Source organism: Paenibacillus sp. BJ-4 (genome assembly GCF_020404765.1).
Lineage (GTDB): Bacteria > Bacillota > Bacilli > Paenibacillales > Paenibacillaceae > Paenibacillus.
The window spans coordinates 148,517-171,918 of sequence record NZ_JAIVEM010000044.1; the positions used below are offsets into that span (position 1 = coordinate 148,517).

Below are 23,402 nucleotides of genomic sequence, written 5' to 3' on the forward strand. Positions count from 1 at the left end.
CGCCTGTATAACTTCGAATCATCGTTGCTACTTCATGTTCACTTCACATCATGTTCATTTCACGGAAGCTGTCTCTAATCTTGCGCAGCTCTTGCTGTGCCCGGCCGTATCGGGAAGCGTACGTCCAAGCAAGCACTTGATGATAGTGTGAAGGTGTTTCAATCGTGGTCACGTTATACATAATTGGAGTGTCTTCCACTTCTCCTTTAAGGGTAAATTCGATGGCAGGATATCCATTCACCACGATGTCAGAAGCCCTCCCCGATTCCGGGTTGGTAAGCTCCGATTCTATATGATCTTGAATGATCTGTTTATACTCTTGAAGAGTCATACTGCTGTCAAAATCGTCTTTCGGTTCAGACAATACAATCAAATATCTTTCGGAAAATTCATTTTTAATGGAAATATCTGCGTCCTCATTAATCGTATCATCTCGTGACCAGCTCAACGGGGCTGTAACCGCAAACTGATTATCCTTACTGACAAATACCTCGGGCTTCACGATTTGTGTAATGAGCGAAGAAATAAAGAATGCAGCATAGATAACCGAAATGATCGTCATTAGGATGATTGCCCCTGTGAAAATACCTGTTTTCTGTCTGTTCACTGCTCTCAAATCCTGCACCTTAACCACATATGTATTCGCAGCCATATCGCCAAGCCGCTGTTTTTTGGGTGTTGCCAGCACACATACACCGGCAGGCAAGCCCAAGAAAAAAAGCGGATTCGTATCTACCAGCTGTATGAGGGTGCGGATCAACGATTTAACCAGACCCGGCGATCTTCCTTCTCCATTCACAACTTGAATACGAAGTACAAACTTGCCCAGCGTATAGCCTGTGAGTCCTTCCAGCAATAAATAATAGCAGAAGGAGCCAATCAGGAAGATACCCAATACCATGCCCATATTGGGGGTTTCCGCATCAGCTACCTTTTTTACCACAAAAAAAACCAGTCCTTCATATCCGAAAACGATAAGGATAAAGTCAATTATCCAGGCTGCCCATCTTCTAAAAAAGATAGAGGCCCCATATGTTCCCGATAATACTGCCATCTTATCCGGTTCTGGTCGACGATAGCTGCCATGAGTCGCATACTCTCCCGGAACGACTGTAGATTGATTTTTCGTTAAATCCTGTTCCTCCAAATGATACACCCCTGATGTCAATTTAAAATCCCAGTTAAATTTAACCATTGCCATCATTTTCTTGTCAAACTCATTTCAGAAAAAAATCCACTACTACAAAATGCTTCACCCAGAAGTCAATTTTATAGTAGTGGACCTATTCAGTCGATCAAACGATGCTGTACCCATTTGCTCCCTCGGAAGCGCCACAGGAACACGAGTCCCCGCACGCCCCATTCAATATCCATTGCCAGCCAAACACCGACAATCCCCAAATTGAAGACGATGCCCAACATATACCCAAGCACCACCCGGCACAACCACATGGACAGCATCGAGGTGATGGACGTAAACTTCGAATCACCTGCTGCTCTAAGCGCAGAGGGTGTAATAAAGGCAATAGACCACAGCGGGATTTGGGCCAACGTATTAATCAGCATGACGATGAAGATGTCATCTACGATTTCAGCAGGCGGATGGAATAGACCTACCATCGGTTTAAACAAAGGCATCAGAATGAGACCCATGACAATAAAAGAAAAAGACGACAGCCAAATAAACGATTTGGTAAACTTGCGAGCATCCTCAACATTCCGACGACCCATGCATTGCCCGACCACCGTCACAATGGTAAGCGCCAGCGCATTCGCAGGGATTTGGAACACGTTAGCCAATGATGAGCAGATGGCGTTCGTTGCCAGCGCATACGTCCCCAGGTTCACAATGAAAATCTGGGTTAAAATTTTACCCCCATTAAAAAACATCTGTTCCGCTGCGAACGGAAGTCCGATGAACAGAATTTTTTTGAGCATCGCTATATTAAAATAAAACATATCTCTGATTTGAACACGCAGATCATCATCTACCCTGACCAAATAGATCAACGCGCAGACGGCTGCCGCATATCTGGACACATTCACCGCAATGGTCATGCCCAGCACACCCATGTGCAAAAGATTGATAAATACTACATTTAAGACCACATACGAAAGGTTCATAATGAGAGAAAGTGCCAAAGATGCCCGCGTCTTCCCTATTCCCCTCAGTGCCCCACATACCGCCTCAACCACCGCAATTCCAACGAAAGATACACAGCTTCCCAGCAGATATACCTTGCCGTTGGCCAATACATCCGGCGAGGCAGAGCCGAACAGAACACCTAAAATCGGATTGTACAACGCAATCATAAACAAACTGATGCATAAGGCCAGCAAGGAAACGGAGGAAATGGTGCCGGATGCGGCCTTGGAGACCATCAGGTCGTTGCCGCTCCCCCTATACTGCGCAACGACAACCGTCCCCCCGGTTGACACCGCGACAAACACATTAATCAGAAAAATATTCAGGGAATCAATCATATTTACCGCACTGACCGCCGCCATCCCTGATGAGCTAATCATGGCGGTGTTCACCAAATTAAGCCCCACAATAAAGGCCTGATCAATCAGAAGCGGGATAAACAGAGCAATAATCTGTCGATAATCAATAGATTCTCCCGTAAAATGCTTGTTCAGAAAGCCATGCGTTCTCATTCTTACACTCAGTTGGCTCATATCATCACATTCTTTTTATCAAATTGAAAAAAACCCTTCACCAGAAGAGCTTTCATTGCGAAAAAATGTATAAAGTTGCAAGGCTAGGCATGCCTAGTTCTTGATTCCGTACACTTTTCTCTACATAGAAAGTATCACTCCAAAAGAAAATCCTGTCAATAGTTTTGCTCACATTTTAAATAGAAAAAAACAAAAACCTGCTCAACTTAGTGAACAGGCCTTCGGGCAGGAATACAATGTTTTATAATATCATTAACATCTTGTTATAGGAATTAATTAGATCCTCTTGCAATTAAATCTTGTTGAATGGAGGCTTCATTCTTTTCGAATTTTTTATAAAAGAACATAGGAATGATGCCGATCAGGAAGATGATAAACGGTAGCCAGATAAAGCTAAACTGAATTCCGGACAATGCAGTAGGCGTTTGGACCTTCCCGGCGATATAGCCTGTGCTGCCCATAACCCATGCTGGCAATAATCCACCGATCCCACTGCCTGCTTTAATACAAAATGCGCTGCCAATCGAGGTCAGGAACCCACTTGCCCGAATTCCATTTTTCCATTCCCCATAATCCACTGTATCTGACAGCATTGCAAATGGCATCGAACATGCGAAGCCTGAACCTAACGCACCAATAATCCAACCGGCAACAATGAGGGTTAAGTTGGCGCTTCCCAATAAAATCACAACCTGCCCCAATGCAGCCAGTATCAATCCGATAATCATGATTGAATTTTTACTTAATTTTCTGGCGAACATCGGAATTAGAACCATCGAGATTAATTGTATAGAGGTCAGTCCATTGATTAAAGGAACCAAGTCCTTGCTGTCCAGATTGTATTGCAGATAAAAGATGAGCGTGGATGAACGGATGTTCAAGCCAATCCAATAACACAAGTTAGCAGCTACAACAAGCATCCAGGGCCAGTTTCGTTTGATGGCTGCAAAGCTCTTGGCAATCGGAATCGACTTGGTTTTAACGGCTGTATTTTCTCGCAAATCGGCGAACGCGATTAAAAACATGATAACCGCCATGATTCCGAATAAAATGAGCGTTAAAGAAAAACCTTTTTGATCATTCCCCTGTCCAAAGAAAGTCACCAGCGGTAGCGTAAACGTCGTGGCGATGAAGAAGCCCACATTCCCCCCGACCATACGGAAGGAGTTTAGCACGACGCGCTCATTTGAGTTGGTACTCAGGTTAGGTAGAATGGAGGTTATTGGTGTACTAATCCCTGTATACAGGATGCCAGCTATGATATAAGTAATGGCAGCGTATGCAATTTTTCCAGACTCACTCCAGTTGGGTGTCGTAAACGTAAGCACCATGAACACGGCAAACGGAATAGATAGCCATAGAAAATAAGGGCGGCTCTGCCCATATTTGGATTTGGTCCGGTCAATCAGGATTCCCCAGATCGGGGCATCAATGGCGTCGATAAAGCGGGTGATAAAAAGCAGCGTCCCGGCAATCCCAATAGAAAGACCAAATACATCCGTATAAAAATATAATAGATAGCTGGAAATGACACAGTATAAAAGATTGCCAGCTGTATCCGTTAATGAATAGCTGATTTTACGATGAAAAGGAACGGTACTGGCTGCTTTCTCAGGTGGTTCCGTACTCACAATTCTCGTGCTCATGATCTCTTCTCTCCTCATGCGAATGAATTATGATTCATAAACCCATACACGCATTTCCCCTTTGGCCCGATTGCACCAAGCATAGTAAGGAATAGCGGTGATTTGTTGCGGAACAAGTTCAGGCGGCTCCGAGCTATATAATGCAGTCGAGCTTTTCACCCGATAACCTTCTGCGGTCAGCTTTACAATGCCACCCAGCAGGCTTTCGCTAAATTCTTCCGTAATGAGGCTGTTCTTCGGCAATCGTAACCCTGCCAGGTTGGACCCATTATCTACTTCTTCCAGACAAAATACGACGGGGCCACGTTGCAGAGCAATTTGCTGCTGGTTCATGGAAACAAGCGGATTGCTCCGAACGCGTTCAACCGGCATGGCCAAATGTAAGGAAACTACATCACCGTCATTCCAGAGGCGCTCAATCTCAACATACCCTTTTTCCAGATAGTCTAATGAAATGGCTTCTCCATTCACCTGTACCTCTGCTTGTTTGCACCAGCCCGGAATCCGCAGCGCCCATGTAAATGAGGCGGGCTCTGTTACATGAATCGAAAAGCTCAAATCCGCGTCCCATGGATAACGATGAGTTTGTGTGATTTCAACCTCTTGACCGGATAAAGTCAGGTTCACCTTGCCTGCAATATACAGATGTGTATACAACGTATCCTCGGTTTGGGTGTACATATTGTCCTCGACCGATGCGATCATGCGGGCCAAATTGGGCGGACAGCACGCACAGAAGAACCATTTTTGCCGTTCTGTTTTTACATGTCCCTGATCCTTTCTGGATTTTTGATACGGATTAACTTCCAGTGGATTCACGTAGAAAAACCGTTTACCATCCAGATCCATCCCACTGATCGTTCCATTGTATAACGCACGTTCCAGTACATCGGCATATTTCTGGTCTGGCGACAAGCGCAGCATACGATTGGCCCAGAAGGCCAGCCCTACCGAGGCACAGGTTTCGCAGTACATGCTGTCATTGGGCAGATCATGCTGGCAAGTGAATGCTTCCCCATTGACAGCAGATCCGATCCCGGCAGTGATGTACATTTTGTGGTTCGTTACATCCTCCCACAGCGTTTCACAGGTTTTTAACAGGGAAGCATCTCCCGTTTTTGCAGCCAAATCCGCCATTGCAATATACAGATACATCGCTCTTACTGCATGACCGACAGCTTCTTTTTGCTCACGCACAGGCTGGTGTGCCTGCTGGTATTCGAAGCCTAAGCCAAAATTAACGTTGTTATCATCGTTCCAGGTAGGCTCTGTTTGAATGTGTTTCCTGTTGCCTTGCTCCTCCACAAAATAAATCGGATGCTGCCCCCGCTGCTCGATAAAATATTGCGCTAATTTGAGATATTGATCCTTGGCAGTTACGTCGTATAATTTGATCAGGGCCAGTTCAATTTCTTCATGCCCCGGGTAACCTTTCTTTTTCCCTTCTTCCATACCAAAGATTTGCTGAATCAGGTCTACGTATTTCTCCATGATGTGAAGAAACTTCGTTTTGCCCGTCGTTTCATAATAAGCAACGGCCGCTTCTATAAAATGTCCCGCACAATATAGCTCATGATTATCTCTCAAGTTTGTCCAGCGATTATCGGGTTCCTTTAGCAAATAATACGTATTCAGATATCCATCTTCAGCTTGAGCTCTTCCCAACAGCGCAATCACTTCATCCGCTCGCTCTTCAAGCGCAGGATTCGGATGATCCCTTAAGCTAAAGGCAACCGTTTCTAGCCATTTGGCCAGATCACTGTCCTGGAAAACGGTTCCATAATATTCCCCACTGGATTCCCCAGCCGCAATTTTAAAGTTTTCAATCGCATGACTGGGTTCTGTATCTGGTAATTCATCATTTAATGCTTTCCACTGATAAGGAATGACCTCTTCCGCTACAACTTGCTTATACTTTTTCCAAAATAAATCATCCACGATGACATGCTTCACTGGCTTTGCCGTTTTCATTGGATAAACATCCCTTCCTGAAAATAGAACGCTTTCATTTTTGAAAAAATAAAGATAAAGTAATGATTATACCGACCAGGCTAACCTGAGCTTCCCTTGCTACAGTCCTTATTTTATCAACCTGAATTTATAAAAAAAATCGCGATCTTTAACTAAAAGTTATACGATTTCACACACAAAGGAGCTGACTTCCATGAGCAAAACAGACTTTCTATCTTTCCTTGTCCCTCCATTGCCTTATTTCATTGAGGGGAATTTTACTACATACCAAAAAGGGGACTGGCACCCGAATCGTTATAACTTGGGCTATTTTGACGTTATTATCATCAAAGAAGGGCTGCTGCACATTGGTGAAGAGGATGATGCGTGGAAGGCAACTGAAAATTACGCCCTCATTCTTGAACCGGATAAACACCATTTTCCCATTGAGGCATGTACAGAACAAACCTCCTTTTATTGGTTCCATTTCCAAACGAATAGTACGTGGCGCGCGCAATCCTCGCCCAACCTGATCACACCTAGCTCACCCATTCCCGAGTTGCATTTTCATTCCGAGCATACAACAATCCACTTACCCAAATTCCAAAAAATAATTAATCCCAATGAGCTGTTTTTCAAATTGGACTACTTGTTAGCCTCTACCTTAAAGCCTAGAAAGCTGGCGCTATGGGAGACCCAACAGACGTTTGTGAATATTTTTCAGAGCTTGGAATATGATGAGAATTACAAGAGCAGTTCCTCCAAGTTAGCAGAACAGATCGAAATATACTTAAAACAAAATTACAAAAATACAATCACCAACAAAGACTTGGAGGCTCATTTTCACGTCCATCAAAACTATCTCGCCAGATGCATGAAGGTCGCCTTCCAGCGCACGCCGCTTGAATATTTAATGGATTACCGACTGGATCAGGGGCGCAGTCTATTGCTGCAAACCGACTGGTCTGTGCAACAAATTACGGAGGAAACGGGATTCTCCCAAGCAAGCTATTTCTCCAAATGCTTTAAAGAAAAGTTCGGGATGTCCCCCAAAAATTATAGACAACAATACTGGAAGCCAGCTAATTGAACAGATTACATCTCCTTTACATTCTCACCGTACTCTTCTGATATTGTCCCTTTATACTAAATCAGTTATTTGATCCTGCTTCATGAAAAGGGGTATACATATGAAGGCAACTAGATTAGCGTTATTAACCATTTTGATAGGAACTCTCATTGCACCTGGAATGACCCATGCGGCAGAGGCGCAACCCTCCGGGTATGCACCACTACGAACACTGGCAGATACCATGGGTGCTACAATTACCTGGGATAGTGACGACAAGTCTGCTTTGGTAAAGCTGAAAAACGGTATCGTCGGAACCTTTACTGTCGGTGAGAAGCAATATCGCCTGGCCGGTCAAACCGGGGAAGCGGACCACGAAATTAAGATGGTCGGGGGGGATATATATCTTCCTGCCAAGCTTCTTACCACGCTTAAGGCAGAAAACAGCAAATATGCTGATCCTAAAGACGCTGTTCCTACCTATAAAGTGACTCCATCTGCCGAAACAGAAGCAGTGGAGGATGGAGACGACACAGCCGACGATCCTGCGATTTGGCTCAATCCGGTCAATCCGGAAAACAGCAGAATTCTGGCCACCAATAAAGGCGGCGGGATTCTGGTCTATGATCTGGAAGGCAAGCAGCTGCAGAACTTTAAAGTCGGAAAAATGAACAACGTGGATATCCGTTACGGGTTTACACTGGGCGGTAAAAAAATTGATATTGCAGGGGCGACCAATCGCACCAACAACACTGTAGATATTTTTGCTATTGACGGGGTATCCGGAACGCTAACAAACGTGGTTAACAAGCCTATTAAATCATCTATGAAAGAAGTGTACGGCTTCAGCTTGTACCATAGCCTTAAGACAGATAAGTTTTACGCACTCGTTTTGGGCAAAGAGGGTGAATTTGAACAATATGAGCTAACTGACAACGGAAGCGGCAAAATTGACGGCAAGCTTGTCCGCCAGTTCAAGCTCGCTACGCAATCCGAGGGCATGGTGGCTGATGATGAATATGGTACAGTCTATATCGCTGAAGAGGATCACGCCATTTGGAAATATGAGGCCGAGCCAGACAGTTCTTCTGAGCCGCTACGACGTGTTGATATTGCAGATGGGCGCAGACTTCAAGACGATATAGAGGGGCTTACATTGTATTACGGCAAAGACGGCAAGGGATACCTCATGGCCTCCAGTCAAGGAAACAGCAGCTATGCAATCTATGAACGGCAAGGCGACAATGCTTATATAAGCAACTTTACGATCAGCGCCAGCCCTACAGTCGACGGTACCTCTGTTACAGACGGTATTGATGTTCTTGGCTATGGACTGGGCAAGAATTTCCCGCACGGTATCTTCGTTGCACAAGATGATGAAAATCTACAAAACGACAAAAAGTTGAATCAGAACTTTAAACTGGTGCCTTGGGAGCGAATCGCTACGGGAGCGCCTACCCCGCTCACAATAGACGATGGCATCAACCCACGTGAATTGGTTAACAGAAGCACGCGATAATACCCGTCAAAAAGTTACGTTCAACATCAAAGCTCCATCCATAGAAAATATGGGGTGTCCCAAAAGCCATAAAACGGCTGCTTGGGACACCCCATATTGTTTTTAAGCAGGAAAAGGTTTTACCACCATTACCCTAACCATCTCGTACTCTACGCTTTAAGATCCAACACCAGCACATTCACCGAATTAGCGGGTAATTGCAGAAGAATCGCGTTATTACTGAGCGAAACCTGCTGCTCAGTAGGCACAACCTTCTCATCATTCTTTTTATTCACGTTCGGTACATGAACCAGAGAAGCACCGCCGGTTAATGTAATCAGCTTGGCGATGGAATCCACACTCACATCTTGAAGGTTCAACTGCGTGGCCTTATCCACGTTGTCAGCATTTACGAGCTTCACATATACATGCTCAGCATCTTTGGTCACCGAGTTGAACACATCACCGTTGTAAGCCTCCAGCTTGTAGTCCAGCTCTTTGCTGTTTGTCTCCCCATCGGTATAAGAGCAGATCAAGCTGCTGCCCGTTTCACCGCCGTAGTTCACCGTGATGGTGTAGTCCGTGTTGTCAGCAAGCTCTTCATAGCTGGCCGCTCTCAGGTTGCCTGCCGCCGTACTGGAAGAGTAGTCACCCATGGTATAGCCTTCTACACCTTGCTTGTAGACTTTCACGCCGGTTGCCTTGCCGCCGTAGCCGATCGCGTATTCAACAACCGTCTTTTTCTCGACGGAAATATCCGTGAGACCTGCCCCCACATAAAAACCATCGGTGCCGGAAATGCGTGAAGCGACCACTTCCACCTTGTAATTCGTCCAGTGGTCGTTCAAGATATACAAGCCGTTCAGACCGCTATCTTGGGCTTTGAGGACAAGCCCCTTGCCTTCCTCCACCGTAGATCCCACGGAGCCGGGAATGACTTGCCAAGCTGAATTCAATTCCTTGGTAAAATCTTGATCCAACAGCACGCTGCCATCCCTGTTGGAAGTAACGGTCACACGTTTAATCACAACCTCGGCGTTGCCTGTCGCAATCTCAATTCCACCCCGGGGAACAAGCTCTATCGGCTTGCCGTTTTTATAGGTAGAGAAAGAGGTAGCCAATACTTTATTGCCCAAATATTTAGCAAACATTTGTTGCACATAGTAGTTCGGCGTAAACCATACGGTTTCGTCATCGAACCAAATACAATCCGGGGTCCATCTGTAGGTTCCGTCCGTCAGTACTTTGTTAAACAGCGGTGCATAGGCAGCCAGCAAAACGACATCAGCATTATTTTCAAAGCCAGTCATCACCGCTGCCTCGGCTACTGCACCTGCCAATGTATTTTTATCCGTTGAGGCGTACTCACCAACGAAAACCTTTGACGTTTCCTTCCAGTTGATACTGCCGTCCGCGTTATAAGCTCTATAGTAGTAGTTATAGCGGTCCACATTATTCAGCAAATACTCGTTAGAACGGTAGTAGTGCTCATCCGCAATGGTGTCCATGTAATCCTTCTGCTTCTCATACCAGGTCACGACCTCCTCTGTCACTTGGTTACCATCTGCAAAGGCAACCTTGGCCGATCCCGTAATATTGCCACTCAGGAATTTCCAGCCCTGCTGATATGCATCGTCGTCTGCTTGAGCGCCAACCGTGGAGATGATATGCAGCTCATAGCCCGGATAGTTTTTCACCATATACTCGTCAATGGACGTCTTGAACACTTCAAAGTTGGCGAAAAATTCTGTACCCCAATTTTCGTTCCCTACTCCCAAGTAATGCAGATCGAACGGAGCTTCATGGCCCATTTTTTCACGCATGGCAGCCCATTCATTATGCTCAAAATCCACGCTAATCGCAAAGTCGATCAGATCCGTAAAATTCTTAATATAATACTCTCTTAATGCGCCTCCAGCCGGATGTGCGTAATCGGAACGGGCTTGGCAGAGCACGCCGCAGGCCATAACCGGAAGCGGGGCCGCATTCAGGTCTTCTGCCAATTGGAAATACTCCATATAACCAAGGCCCATGGTCATCATATAGCCCCATACATTAAAATTCTCCTTGCGCAGCTCGATATCGCCAATGGATTCCTTCCAGTCGTATACGTTCTCCCATATAAACGAACCCTCGGAGATACAACCGCCTGGAAAACGCAAAAACTTCGGATGCATGCCGACCAGCGCGTTCACCAGATCTTTTCTCAGCCTGTAATTAGGATTACCCTGAAAGTTAGCGTGTGCCGATGGAGATTGCTTTTCCTCTCCTGCGCCCCACACATCCTGTGGAAACAAGGATACCATATCGATTGAAATGTCCCCTGCAAACGTAAGCGCCAGTTGCCCCAGGACCGTAGCTGAGCCTGTCAGCACCAGCTTGGAATCAATGCCATACTTCTTCCACGTGTTGCCGCCCTCTACCTGTACGGTTACCGAATTACTAATGGCCTGTTCATCTGAATCTTGCAGTTGCAATGTAATGGTGCCCGCCGAATCGGCCTTCGCCCAGATGGTGAAATCATATTTGGCTCCCTCCTGGATGGACATGGCACAATACTGGTTAGAATCGGCAAAGCCTTTGTTCCGAATGGTTGCACCATCCACTACCGTCACATAATAAGCGTTCACTTCTTTATCCTTTACGCCCAAAAACTCATTTAAACCGCCGCTGTGCTGCGGAGTCATCTTATCCGTATCACCAGACCAGGCAAACAGCGGGTTACGGTTCCGTCCTGTAGAGCAGCCGCATTCGCCGGAAGCATGGGAATACGTATCGAACTCAAAGGATTCAAAGGAGCGGTTCTGAACAAGCTCCGCATAAATCCCGCCATCAGCCGCATTATTGATATCTTCGTAGAACAAGCCGTACATCACTTCGCTGATATCCAGTACTTCCTTGTCCCCATGAATGTTCAACGTGTACGGAGGCAGTTGTTCCGGAAGAACCGATACTTCAAAGCTTTCTTCAATCCGGCTTGAGCCTCTCGTTAATGTCGCTGTAACGGTCACACCCTGTGCGGAAGCAATAGCCTGAACCTGACCATCGTCAGAAAGTATATCCGGTCGGCTCGATTTCCAGGTCACTTTTACCCGTTCACCCATCAGAACCGTTGGCAAAGACAAGTCCTTGGTGACAATCGTCGTCGGAAAGGACAAATACTTATCGCGGGCAAGCTTCACAACCTCTTCATCTGTCAACGAATCGCACATCACCTCAATGACTTCGTCCGCGGACAAGCCTGCTTTATAAATCCGGAAGTCCGAAACGGAGCCTGCAAAGTCTACATCCGCTGCGTGCTGGGAACGACCGATAAAATTGTTATTATAGTTGGACGTATCCGCAAACGTTTCAAACCATTTACGCAGCTTGGCATAGTTGCCGCTGGAGGTTTGGCTGATAGAGCCGTCCGCTGCCACCTCACCATTAACATATACAATCGGGCCTGCGCTGCTTAATGTGCCACCCTCCGTGCCGATTACAGACATGGCGATGTGCATCCACTCATCCCTGACAAAACCTCTTCCCGGGTCCACGGACAAGTCTGCCTCGGCGAACAGCGTTCCGCGCAGGTTCCGTGTCATGAATATATAGGGTCCGGTATGAGCTTTGCCAAAGTCAAACACACGCTCCCACATATCCGTGAATCTGCCAAAGTTGACCCAAGCAGTCACCGTGACACCTGTGTTATCGCTTACATCTTTAAACAGATCAGAAGGCAGCTGGATATAAGATGTACCGTTGGGGCCTCCCGCGAGCGTCAAAGCTGCTCTTCCGCTAACATTGGCAATCGTAGGTGTATCCGTGCCGGAAGCTACCCCGTCATTGCCTTGTCCTGAGCTATCCTTGCCGACGTCCCCTGCATCATCAAACTTATACCGTGCAATGATTTGATCTTGGAATTTGGTCATCTTCGTACTCCTATACATATAGTTTATTAATGAAGTAACTAATTAATTAATATAAATACATACTATATAACTATAGTACCCTATCCTGCGCATATTTTTCAATCCTATAAATCAGCCTTAGGAAGAAAACTCTTGAAGGAACCACAATAAAAAAAGCAGTCATCACAGAGCATACTCTGCAACAACTGCTTTTTGACTTTTAGACATTATCAGCCGACACTTTCTCCAAAGAAAGGCATTTAACGGTAGCTATGGCTACACGCTCAATTTCTGCCCACAATTTGGACAGAAGTTAGCCCCTTCGTTCTTTGTACCGCAATTCGGACAAAAATTAGGCTTTTTATGGTCGCCAGAAGGATTGGGGGCATCAGATACAGGCCCAGTCTCAGCCGGAGGCTGCTGGATTGGGTTCAAATTTCTCATCATTTCGTTCGCTATATTCATCCCCATCATCATACTCGCCATATCCGAAGCAGCTCCGCCGCCTTTTACGTTGCCAGATGCAATCCCATCCGTCATCGTCACCTGTTGGTACTTTTGTAGATTACCGATCATTTCATGAGAAGCTGTCTTTGTAATCATATCCTGTATTTCTTGAGGATAATTGAAGCTCATCACATGGAAGCCGGTAATTGTCATGCCATTGTCCATCACTTGCATATCCAGGTCTTCTTGAATACCTTTCGAAATATCAGAAGCATTCGCCTGCAGGTTAAACATATCCTTCCCTTCTCTGCTGATCCACTTCATCAACAGCTGATCCAACACAGAAGTAATGCGGATTTTAACATCCTCAACCAGATAGCTATCCTTCATCCCGGCGATCTTATCGATAAGCGTAACATAATCGTTCACTTTAAAATTAAATGTGCCATTGGCACGAATAGGCATACCGCCCGGAAGCTGGGGAGTCGGGATCAACACTGGATTCTGCGTCCCCCATTTGACGGTAAACTCCTTCGTATTGACGAATAAAACCTCCACCCTCATGCCGCTGTTAAAGCCAAACTTGAACCCTTTTAACGTAGACAGGAACGGGATAATGTCAGAATCAATGCTATACGACCCTTCATTCTCAAAAATGCCTTCGATCTTGCCGTTATTTACAAAAATCGCATCTTGACCGGAGCGAATAACTAGCTTGCTGCCTTTTTTAATCTCGCGGTTGCTCCACTTCCAAAAAATCATGTCATCTCTGAATTCTTCCCACTCTACCACATTCGCAAATTGATTTCTAAAGAACCCCATGCTGCACCCATCCCTTCAGTTAAAATGATCCTCTGCTGCCGCTATGCGAATGGCCGCCGCTGGTGGTTCCGCCTCCGCCCGAGCTGCTGCTACTGCTGCTCTTTTCAATCTTCCGTTTCGTTGTCGTTGTGTGAAGGTACTCGTCCCGATGCTCCAGGACCCCTGAAGTGCTTGCATCCTCGTACGTCTGCCGATTTACCGTAACCCGACCGCCGGAGTTGGAAACCATCTTGCCGACGATAATGGCCGCTAGTCCCAGGGAAAACGCCAAGTGAAGCCAGCCTTTGAATAATATATTATCCGGATTCACCCCTGGACGGATTCCCAAATATCTGTGTGCGCTCAGAATATACTTTTGAAATGCAAGCCCGTAGTTGCCGTTCGTCAGATCCGGGCTAATCTCATGACGTATTTTATCCAGTCTGTCGTCATCCAGGTACCGCTCTGCCTTATAAAATCCGGCCAGATATACCTCTCTATTTCTCATGTCCAATGTCAAAATGACCGCATTCCCATGAGACCTGTCATACCCCGGGCCATGATCATCATAAAAATCCTGCGTCATTTTCATAACATCCCTATTGTCGGGATTCATGGTAGTAACAATAATAATATCTGTTTCTCTTTCGGCTCCGTATTGATTAGCCATAGTATTCAACACATCATATTCTTCCTGATTAAGCAGTCCTGCTTCATCATAAATCAGTGGCTTCATTTCTGTCGTAGCTGCTTCGCCCTTCATTTCCAGCGGAACAGCTAGAAAAACAGCGAAGAACAACAAAACGGCCATAATCGCTTTATGTCTTTTCACTGAAAGTCCCCTCCCATCAACAACCAAGTAATTAGCCTCAATGAAAAGAGAGAAATACCGAAAATACCTGCAAACCAGGCCGTTACCTTGAACTTGCTAATCGGCGGCTTACCGACTACTTTCCCCGTCTGACCGTTCATGGCAAACGTATGCTCCAATTGGTTGTAATCATAGTGTACGACCCATACCGGAAGCAGGACATAATCCGCTTGTTTTAATGTAGTATCAATTTGCTTTTCTGTGTAGTTCACGGCCGTGTACTCTGACACCGTAGAATGAATGTAAGAATCAATATATTCCTTCACTTTTTCTTTAACTCGCGGGAAAAGCTCTTCTTCGTTATAACTGTACTTCTCCGCAATATAGCCCGCCAGATATGGCGTTTTAAAAGGTTTTAGCTGATCGTAAGGAAACGGCTCCAATTTATCCATCAGCTCGTCATTCATTTTCTCCGCGGCATCAATCGGAACCTTCACATAATTCAGGCGGATTTTCCGATATACATCAAAATGCTGCGTTTCCGTATATTCGTAATCCCCACTCGTATAGGTTCGTACTTTGGTACCCTCACCATAAGCCTCAATTTTGTTATGTAAATCATATAACCAGAACGGCACATACATCCCGGTGATGCCCTTAATCCGATCCGCTGTCATGAATCGGTTCGGTGTTAGACGACCATTCTTGCACCATTTTTTGAATGCTTGTATGGCTTCTTCCTTGCTGATCGAAAAAGGAATGACTAGCGCCGGAGCCAGCTTCCCGGTCAGTCGATCACCGAGAACCACGGCTGAACCGCAAAAGCTGCACACCGTTGCACTCGTCTCCATTTCAGTCATAATGACTGCCCCACAGTTATTGCAATGATACTCCTGAACCTCATTTTCTGAAAAAATACGATTTGTCGTTAGAGGATCAGGAATAGATTCGATATTGTCCTCTCTTCCACAACTATGACAGGATAACATCCCTGTCCCACCATCAAAGACCATGCCACTACCGCAGTTGGGGCATTTGTATTCGATAACCGGCATCTGCTCACCTCTATCATGTAGAAACTGTTATGATTCCTTATTGTTTATTTGCTCTTTGATTGCAGCCAGTTCATCTTCTGCATTCGTACTCTTCTCATATTGTGCGAATAAATCATTCAGGTTGGCCTTTGTTCCTACCCGGAGCTCGGCTATCGCCATCGCTTCATCATATGCCCTGTTTACCTTCTCTTCCAAAGCTTCGAAAACGGAGTCCCTGTTGCCCATAGAATTCAAGGTTTGCTGCGCTTTGGCAACCGCCATCTTCCCTTTAAGTGCGGCTCGCCGCGCTTCCAGTTGCTCCATATCGGACACCAATTTATCCTGTATTTGTTTCATATTTACGGCGTTTGCCGAAGCTAAGTCATAGGAGGTTTGTAATTGTTCCAGCTTCTCAGCCTGCGAACCTTTTCTCTCCAGAAACTTTCGAGCTTCCTCTTCGTTTCCAGCTTCCACGGACTTACTGGCATAATGCTGGAGCTTTTTGATCTCGGCTCTGCATTCATCCAGTACTCTTTTTGCCCTTCTCTCATCAGCCAATACTGAAGCGGTTTCCGCTTTCACCTTACCCAGATCACTGTTCAAGCTCCGCATATAATCGTCAATGGTTTTCTCCGGATCTTCCACCTTATCCAATATGGCGTTAACATTCACCTTCATAATATCCGTAAACCTCAACAAAATCCCCATGATAACCCCCTTCGAAAAGACTATATCCTACCATATAATACATCATATCTGGTACAAAGTGATCATTATGGCTAGATTCCAATAGCTAATCCCATTTTTAATTATAGATCTTCATACGACTTGGGATCTTGCCTCCATATCCGTCCATCCTCCCTGCGTGGTGAATTAAAAAAGTGCCTGATCCCCGTCGAAATCGTACGTTCAGGCACGGGGTCAAGCACTTCGCATTGCAGTCACAAATCATGTATTCGTCTTCAGGTTTCGTGTTATCTCAAGCTTTTCCATACCCAATTCTCTACTTCTGGTAAGTCAATGCCTTCTTCACGAATGTATTGATTATGTTTCTTAACCATAGCATCCATTTCGTCCACAATGCTTGTGTACTTGTCAGCATCAGGTAAGTTGATAACAGCTTCCTTCACCAAATCAAAACGGTCCATTTGATTCAAAACACGCATATCAAATGGTGTCGTGATATCTCCATTTTCACGATAACCATGCACATGTAAGTTATGATTGTGACGTTCAAAGAACAAATCCTTGATCAGACCTTCGTAACCATGGAAAGCGAAAACAACTGGCTTGTCCTTTGTGAAAAAATGATCAAACTCGGCGTCAGTTAATCCACGTGGGTCTATTTTTTGACTTCTCAGTTTCAATAAATCTACCACGTTGATGAACCGAATCTTCAGCTCAGGCAATTTTTCATGCAGGATAGAGATCGCAGCCAAACTTTCAATGGTTGGTTCTGTACCGGCAGAAGCAATGACAACATCAGGCTCACCGCCTTGATCTGTACTTGCCCAGTCAATGATCTTCAACCCTTGATCCACTAATTCTTTTGCTTCCTCAGCAGTGAACCATTGTGGACGTGGGTGTTTAGACGAGACAACCAAATTGATCTTTTGACGGTCGTTTAAAATAGTGTCAAAAACAACCAACAAGGAATTGGCATCGGCTGGCAGATACTCACGAATGAATTCTGGTTTTTTATCAGCCAAATGCCCCAACAAACCTGGGTCCTGATGTGTATAACCATTATGATCCTGCTGGAACACCGTTGAAGTTGCTACAACGTTCAATGACGGGATATCTGCACGCCATCCTTGATCCGTTGCTTTACGCAGCCATTTGAAGTGTTGGGTGATCATCGAATCAACCACACGCAGGAAGGCTTCGTAACTTGCAAAGAAACCATGACGACCAGTCAATACGTAACCTTCCAGCAAGCCCTCTGCTTGGTGTTCGGATAATTGAGAATCAATAACACGACCATACGATGATAAAAATTCATCATTAGGCTCAATAATTTGGTCCATCCATTGCCGTTTGGTTACTTCAAAAACAGGAGCTAAGCGGTTAGACATCGTTTCATCAGGTCCGAAAATTCTGAAATTACGTTTCTCTTCATTGAGAAGAACGACATCTTTAACGTATTTACCTAAAACCGACATATCCTGCGCCACCACTTTACCAGGCACGGAGGTATCCAGCGTGTATTTACGGAAGTCTGGCAGCTTCAAGTCTTTAATAAGGTTACCCGCATTCGTGACAGGGTTCATTCCCATTCGTTTATCGCCTGTAGGTAGAATTTCAGCGATTTCAGAGTTTAAACGACCATTTTCGTCGAACAATTCTTCTGGTCTATAGCTATTTAGCCATTCCAACAAAGCAGGTGCATGCTGCATATTTTTTTGGTCGACTGGAATTGGAACCTGATGGGCACGGAATGAATTTTCATTCGGCACGCCGTCCCATTCTTTTGGACCTGTCCAGCCCTTAGGTGTACGGAAGACAAGCATCGGCCATGCCGGGCGAGTGAGGTCATTGTTTTCACGTGCATTCTTTTGGATCGCTTCAATTTTTTCGATGATGGTATCCAACACCTTCACCATTTCTGGATGCATATGATTAGGATCTTCACCTTCGACAAAAAATGGCTCCCAGCCCAAGCCTTTAAAGTATGAGGTTAACTCTTCTTTGGATTGACGAGACATAATCGTTGGGTTACTAATTTTGAAACCGTTTAAGTGCAAAATTGGCAGTACGGCACCGTCAGTGATTGGGTTAATAAATCGGTTAGAGAACCACGAAGCGGCTAATGGTCCGGTTTCAGCTTCTCCATCACCAATAACTACAGCCGAAATGAGATTCGGATTGTCTAAAATGGCTCCCACACCATGAGCAAGGGAATAGCCTAATTCGCCACCTTCATGGATAGATCCGGGTGTTTCAGGAGCAGCATGTGAAGCAACGCCGCCTGGGAACGAGAATTGTTTGAACAATTTTTTCATACCCGTGATATCCTGCGTGATTTGCGGATAGATCTCAGTGTAGCTGCCATCGAGATATGAATTAGAAACCATGACCTGACCGCCGTGACCAGGGCCTTCAATGTAGAGCATGCTCAGATCATATTTATTAATCACACGATTCAGATGTGCATAAATAAAGTTTTGACCAGGAATGGTGCCCCAATGTCCAATCGGTTTAATCTTTACGTCCGAATCTTTTAAGGGCTCTCTTAACAAAGGGTTGTCTTTCAAATAAAGCTGTCCTACTGAAATATAGTTGGTTGCACGCCAATAGGCATCGAGCTTATCTAAATAGGTTTTTGAAGAGTAATCTGCTAACACGGGTGATAATGACATGTTGTCCACTCCCTAGTCATGTTGTTTTAATCTTGTTTGTAATATATTTCCGGAAATTTATCTACAAGTACATCATACCGCTGCATCGGTAAAATTCAACCTTTTCGATAAATGATACGGTCCAATTTTGTGAAATTTTGAACATAGTATGAAATATAAATTAAAAAGACAGTAAAAAAGCTCTTACATTAAAACAAATAGAATAATTAGCCAGAATATTCGAGAGAATAAACCCACATTATGGTCAGATTTTTTTTAAAAGCACAAAAAAAAGACCGGAAATTTTTCCAGTCTCTTCGCATTAATGAACCGACACAAAGGTATTAAATTTCAAATATTTGTAATGAAATCGCATATGGGAAAATTCAAATGGTGTGCCGTTATCCAAAAAGAAGACACCTTCCATAATACCTACAGGCTCATTTTCATTTAAATGCAGCAGCTCTTGATCATTTTCTTGGGAGGGCTCTGCAAAGATCGATAAAAAGGATTTGGTCACAGCCAAGTTCCGCGAGTCCTCCAAATAATTAAAAATCGACCCCTCGATAATCGTCTGATTTAAATTTTGGACAATTTTAATCGGGATGTAGCCCGTCTCAATCATAAAAGGATCATCATCAAACAGCCGTAAGCGAACGATTTTATAAACAAAATCATGGGTTTCCAAAAACAAATCGCGCTGTAATTCTTCTGTTGGCGGTATAACCTCAAAACTCAGCACTTTGATTTTAGGCTTTTTACCATGCATTTGGAAGTTATCCGTAACCCCCAGATTAGAGCCCTCGTAATTAAAGATAGATTCATTTCTTATGTATAATGGATTAATAAACGTCCCTGAACCTCGTTTTTTGAAAATAATGCCGACATTCTCCATTTTAGTCAGAGCACGTTTAATGGAACTACGACTCACCTGGTACGTCTCGCTAAGACTACGTTCATCCGGCAATCTCATATCTGCAAACTTTCCAGCAAAAATTTTCATTTTAAGATCGTCAATAATTTGCTTATAGACAAATTGTGTCATATAGTACTCCTCTTTCAGGTCTTCTATAACTTCATCTAGTTTACCATAACTTGTTCATTCTATCTCATGTTTGTTTTCGCGTGCAGAGTGAGCTTTCATCTAATAGAGAACGCCCTCGCTTTTACTTTACATCTCTATGCGTAATACCATGCTTACACATCACACCACTGAACACACCTGCAACAAAACCAAGCCTGTTTCGTGCCTTGAGGGGTGTTTGACCAGACCACGCTAAAGTCCATGAATACATTGTTATTATTCATCATGTTCAAATGTTTATAAACTAAATGGTGGAGGGGGAGATCACATTGGCTATCCGCTACAGCGTCATCATCCCAACCTATAACCGAGCCCAGCAGTTGTTGCTCACACTCACTTCATTTGAAGCACAAACCTATCCGAAACACCTATTCGAAGTGATTGTAGCTGATGACGGCTCTACAGACGGAACGAAAGAAATGGTCGAAGGCTTCAAAGCATCCTATCCTCTTATCTATGTATCCCATCCGGAACAACGCGGTCGGTCTGCCGTACGAAATTTGGGGCTGCGCCATGCGAAAGGGCTATACATTATCTTCTGCGACGCTGACTTTCTGGTCTTACCTGATTTCATTAGAATCGTGAGCCGTTATCACCGCAAATATCCCAAGGCCGTGCTATCAGGCATTCCTCACTCGTGGGACGATGCTTTTACCCATTATTACCCTGACTTTTCTCCTGAAGAAAAAGAACATTGTCGAAGCATACTTACACAATCGGGCTTATGGAATCCAGATTTGGAAGCAGCGAATGAAATTGTCCCGATCATAACGCCAGAAGATATCCTTCATCAAACGGGTGTTTTGTCTAAAGTAGTTAGCCCCACAAGAGTTCCCCCCAATACCAAAAAGCAATTTGCCTCAACGGATGTAGCCCCCTGGATGTTACTGGTTACTCGTTGTGTAGCCATCAGACGCAGCCACTTGATTCGTATTGGAGGTTTTAATGAGCGGTTTGTACTCTATGGACTCGAGGACTGGGACATTGGCTATAGGCTACATCGGTTGAGGGTCCCTTTTTATTGTATTAAAGAGGTTGTCGGATATCATCAGGAGCACCCCACCTACCTCAGAGGGAACGTTTTAAATACGGAAAATCTGAGAATCATGTTCGAAACCTACGGATTCAATGACTCCTCCTTAAATTTATTCGCCCTCATACCTCCATCCGAGGATTTTGAGACCTACAAAAATACGCTGCGGGTATTGCATAGAGGAATCCGCTCCAAGTTAACACGCTCATCCGCCCTGTTGTTAAGACGAACGCTACGCATTGCAGCCAAACAGTTCTATTATCAAAACCATACTCATGCATACAAAAAATCGTTACACTCGATAAAAAAGAAAGCCGAGAACCGGAAAAGCCGAGTCGCTCACGTGTTACGAGAAATGCTGCTAAAGTCTGAAAAGCTGGTGGAAAAATAGTTACTCATTTACAGCGTACAAAGTATGTATTGCATGCATCCTCCTTACGGGGATAAAAAGACTCCTCCATAAAGGTGCGAGCCCAACTTGGCAAGCAGCTTTATGGAGGGGGAGTCGGGGCCCTGTCCGAAGATAACGACAAAAGTTGTCGCTACTAGTTTACTATTCCTCTTGATAGCCCAGCATACTTTATGATTATTCATTACATATGAGTTTTACCAGCCGCTAAGAACTCAATATTTTAATGCTATCATCGCACCAGCGAATTAAACTGCTGAACTGGCTTTTACCATAGTTTATGGTTATCATCCAATACTTATGATTATGATCTTTATGCTCTACGTTGCTAAGCCAACGTTCAAGCTCTTCGAAAATATGCAAGCTTTCTATTAGCTTTTCTTTATGCTCCTGTATGTGCTTCATAATCGTTTCAGGCGAAGAATTGCCACCGAAAAACACCCTTAACAGCAGCTCATTTTTTTTAAGCATCACCACATGCTCCATGGGCTGAGAAAGCCAGTCTGACAACGTCTGCCTTCCCTGATCGGTAATGCTATAGAGTTTCTTGTCAGGCTTTCCTTTCTGGCGAATGACCTCGACTGCAATGTCTTTTCGATCCAGTAGCTCTGCCAGGCTGGGATAGATTTGGCCATAGTTCTCATTCCAAAAGTAACTAGTGCTCTGCTCCATATGTTGTTTTATATCATAACCGGTATGAGGACCCAAACTCAGAATGCCTAATACCGCAAACATTGTATTGGTTTTCCCTGACTGTCTCGCCATTATTTATTGTGCCTCCTAGTACCTTTAGCAAATCTCCGCGGTATATCATGCTTTCATTAGACTAGACATAATTATAGCCCATTTGAACTAGCTCCACATCCAATCTATATATTATAAAAATATATATTATTATAATAATTATAATTGACAAGGGTTTTTAGCCATTTTATATTAACGATATCAACAAAATATCAATGAGCTTGCCGGGATGAAGCCTTGGATACACATATCATAAAGAATTCCAAGACATCGCTTGGTTAAACCTCAATAAGGAGATATCAGACCATGACCATGATCAATGTAAATTATCCAGCAGGCCGTATAACGCTTGAACAGCGTCGTCTTTTGGCAGAAGGTTTGACGGATGCAGTGCTCGTTCCAGAGGTAGGTCAATATTGTCCCCCAGCAAGAGAAGGGTTCCAGGTCCATTTCACCGAACGTCCAACAGATTACATGGCAATTGGTGGGCAATTGCTGTCCGATCAGCCAGAACGTGATGTAATTACTGTCAATGTTCTGGTGATGGATGGTGACTGGCCTAACGACGTCCGCAAAAAAGTGCTTGAGAATATTCTTGGCAGTTTGACTAAAATACTTGGTGTACCGGAACCCTCCCCGACTTGGTGGGTATCTTTCCAGGTCATTGAAGAAGGCAGTTGGGGTTCCCGCGGCGGTGTGCTCTCCATTCTGGACTTGCTGGACTCAGGAGTCTTTACTGAGGAGAAAATGAAGGCTATCAAGCAAAATATTATACGGTAATGCGTGGAACTTGGCATAATAAAGATAGGAGGAGCATTAATATCTTGTCGATAGCTAAGGCAATTTACAAAGCGGCAACTGACGACTCAAACCGTCTGCGGTATCCAGTAGGAGAACCTTCCAAAAGGTTATATCTTTAGCATTGACAAGCTTATAACTTACAGTGTAGTATGTCCAAGCGAAAAAACA

At 44.5% G+C, this 23,402-nt stretch carries 16 protein-coding genes; 4 read left to right on the top strand and 12 right to left on the bottom strand.

Annotated elements, in window-relative coordinates; all coding sequences use genetic code 11:
- Positions 1 to 43: 43 nt before the first annotated feature.
- The 4 genes from LCF57_RS09040 to LCF57_RS09055 all read right to left on the bottom strand — a co-directional run bounded on the left by LCF57_RS09040 (position 44) and on the right by LCF57_RS09055 (position 6,296).
- The gene (locus LCF57_RS09040; RefSeq protein WP_226000394.1) at positions 44 to 1,195 is read right to left on the bottom strand and encodes an RDD family protein; all 1,152 of its coding nucleotides are present in this window, start codon (positions 1,193 to 1,195) and stop codon (positions 44 to 46) included.
- 92 nt (positions 1,196 to 1,287) lie between these two features.
- Complete coding sequence (locus tag LCF57_RS09045) at positions 1,288 to 2,679, bottom strand: MATE family efflux transporter (protein WP_226000395.1); 1,392 nt, start codon at positions 2,677 to 2,679, stop codon at positions 1,288 to 1,290.
- Between the two features lie 272 nt (positions 2,680 to 2,951).
- Entirely contained in the window at positions 2,952 to 4,325 is a 1,374-nt protein-coding gene (locus LCF57_RS09050) for an MFS transporter (protein ID WP_226000396.1), read from the bottom strand.
- Positions 4,326 to 4,352: 27 nt separating this feature from the next.
- A complete protein-coding gene (locus LCF57_RS09055) occupies positions 4,353 to 6,296 on the bottom strand; it encodes a glycoside hydrolase family 127 protein (protein ID WP_226000397.1) in 1,944 nt (647 codons plus the stop codon).
- Positions 6,297 to 6,489: 193 nt separating this feature from the next.
- Between LCF57_RS09055 and LCF57_RS09060 the strand changes: the two genes are divergently transcribed.
- Both LCF57_RS09060 and LCF57_RS09065 read left to right on the top strand, forming a co-directional pair.
- Positions 6,490 to 7,365, top strand: a complete 876-nt coding sequence (locus LCF57_RS09060; RefSeq protein WP_226000398.1) for a helix-turn-helix transcriptional regulator — start codon at positions 6,490 to 6,492, stop codon at positions 7,363 to 7,365.
- 100 nt (positions 7,366 to 7,465) lie between these two features.
- A complete protein-coding gene (locus LCF57_RS09065) occupies positions 7,466 to 8,863 on the top strand; it encodes a phytase (RefSeq protein WP_226000399.1) in 1,398 nt (465 codons plus the stop codon).
- A gap of 149 nt (positions 8,864 to 9,012) precedes the next feature.
- Here the strand turns inward: LCF57_RS09065 and LCF57_RS09070 are convergent, their stop codons facing one another.
- The 7 genes from LCF57_RS09070 to LCF57_RS09100 form a co-directional block, all read right to left on the bottom strand.
- A complete protein-coding gene (locus tag LCF57_RS09070; RefSeq protein ID WP_226000400.1) occupies positions 9,013 to 12,753 on the bottom strand; it encodes an alpha-L-arabinofuranosidase C-terminal domain-containing protein in 3,741 nt (1,246 codons plus the stop codon).
- Positions 12,754 to 13,008: 255 nt separating this feature from the next.
- Positions 13,009 to 14,001 (bottom strand): SPFH domain-containing protein, encoded by a 993-nt coding sequence (locus LCF57_RS09075; protein WP_226000401.1) that lies wholly within the window; start codon positions 13,999 to 14,001, stop codon positions 13,009 to 13,011.
- A 19-nt stretch (positions 14,002 to 14,020) separates the two neighbouring features.
- Positions 14,021 to 14,812, bottom strand: a complete 792-nt coding sequence (locus LCF57_RS09080; protein ID WP_226000402.1) for a TPM domain-containing protein — start codon at positions 14,810 to 14,812, stop codon at positions 14,021 to 14,023.
- A complete protein-coding gene (locus LCF57_RS09085; protein ID WP_226000403.1) occupies positions 14,809 to 15,846 on the bottom strand; it encodes a TFIIB-type zinc ribbon-containing protein in 1,038 nt (345 codons plus the stop codon). The genes LCF57_RS09080 and LCF57_RS09085 overlap by 4 nt, the downstream gene beginning before the upstream one ends.
- A gap of 27 nt (positions 15,847 to 15,873) precedes the next feature.
- A complete protein-coding gene (locus LCF57_RS09090; RefSeq protein ID WP_226000404.1) occupies positions 15,874 to 16,533 on the bottom strand; it encodes a PspA/IM30 family protein in 660 nt (219 codons plus the stop codon).
- 266 nt (positions 16,534 to 16,799) lie between these two features.
- Positions 16,800 to 19,184 (bottom strand): phosphoketolase, encoded by a 2,385-nt coding sequence (locus LCF57_RS09095; RefSeq protein ID WP_226000405.1) that lies wholly within the window; start codon positions 19,182 to 19,184, stop codon positions 16,800 to 16,802.
- Between the two features lie 301 nt (positions 19,185 to 19,485).
- Positions 19,486 to 20,208: a GntR family transcriptional regulator gene (locus LCF57_RS09100; protein ID WP_226000406.1), complete on the bottom strand. Its 723-nt coding sequence runs from the start codon at positions 20,206 to 20,208 to the stop codon at positions 19,486 to 19,488.
- Positions 20,209 to 20,516: 308 nt separating this feature from the next.
- Here LCF57_RS09100 and LCF57_RS09105 point away from each other — a divergent pair, with 308 nt between their 5' ends.
- Complete coding sequence (locus LCF57_RS09105; RefSeq protein WP_226000407.1) at positions 20,517 to 21,671, top strand: glycosyltransferase family 2 protein; 1,155 nt, start codon at positions 20,517 to 20,519, stop codon at positions 21,669 to 21,671.
- A gap of 225 nt (positions 21,672 to 21,896) precedes the next feature.
- Here the strand turns inward: LCF57_RS09105 and LCF57_RS09110 are convergent, their stop codons facing one another.
- Complete coding sequence (locus LCF57_RS09110; RefSeq protein ID WP_226000408.1) at positions 21,897 to 22,454, bottom strand: PadR family transcriptional regulator; 558 nt, start codon at positions 22,452 to 22,454, stop codon at positions 21,897 to 21,899.
- A gap of 285 nt (positions 22,455 to 22,739) precedes the next feature.
- On the opposite strand from LCF57_RS09110, the gene LCF57_RS09115 reads away from it, so the two are divergent.
- The gene (locus tag LCF57_RS09115; RefSeq protein ID WP_226000409.1) at positions 22,740 to 23,213 is read left to right on the top strand and encodes a tautomerase family protein; all 474 of its coding nucleotides are present in this window, start codon (positions 22,740 to 22,742) and stop codon (positions 23,211 to 23,213) included.
- Positions 23,214 to 23,402: the final 189 nt, after the last annotated feature.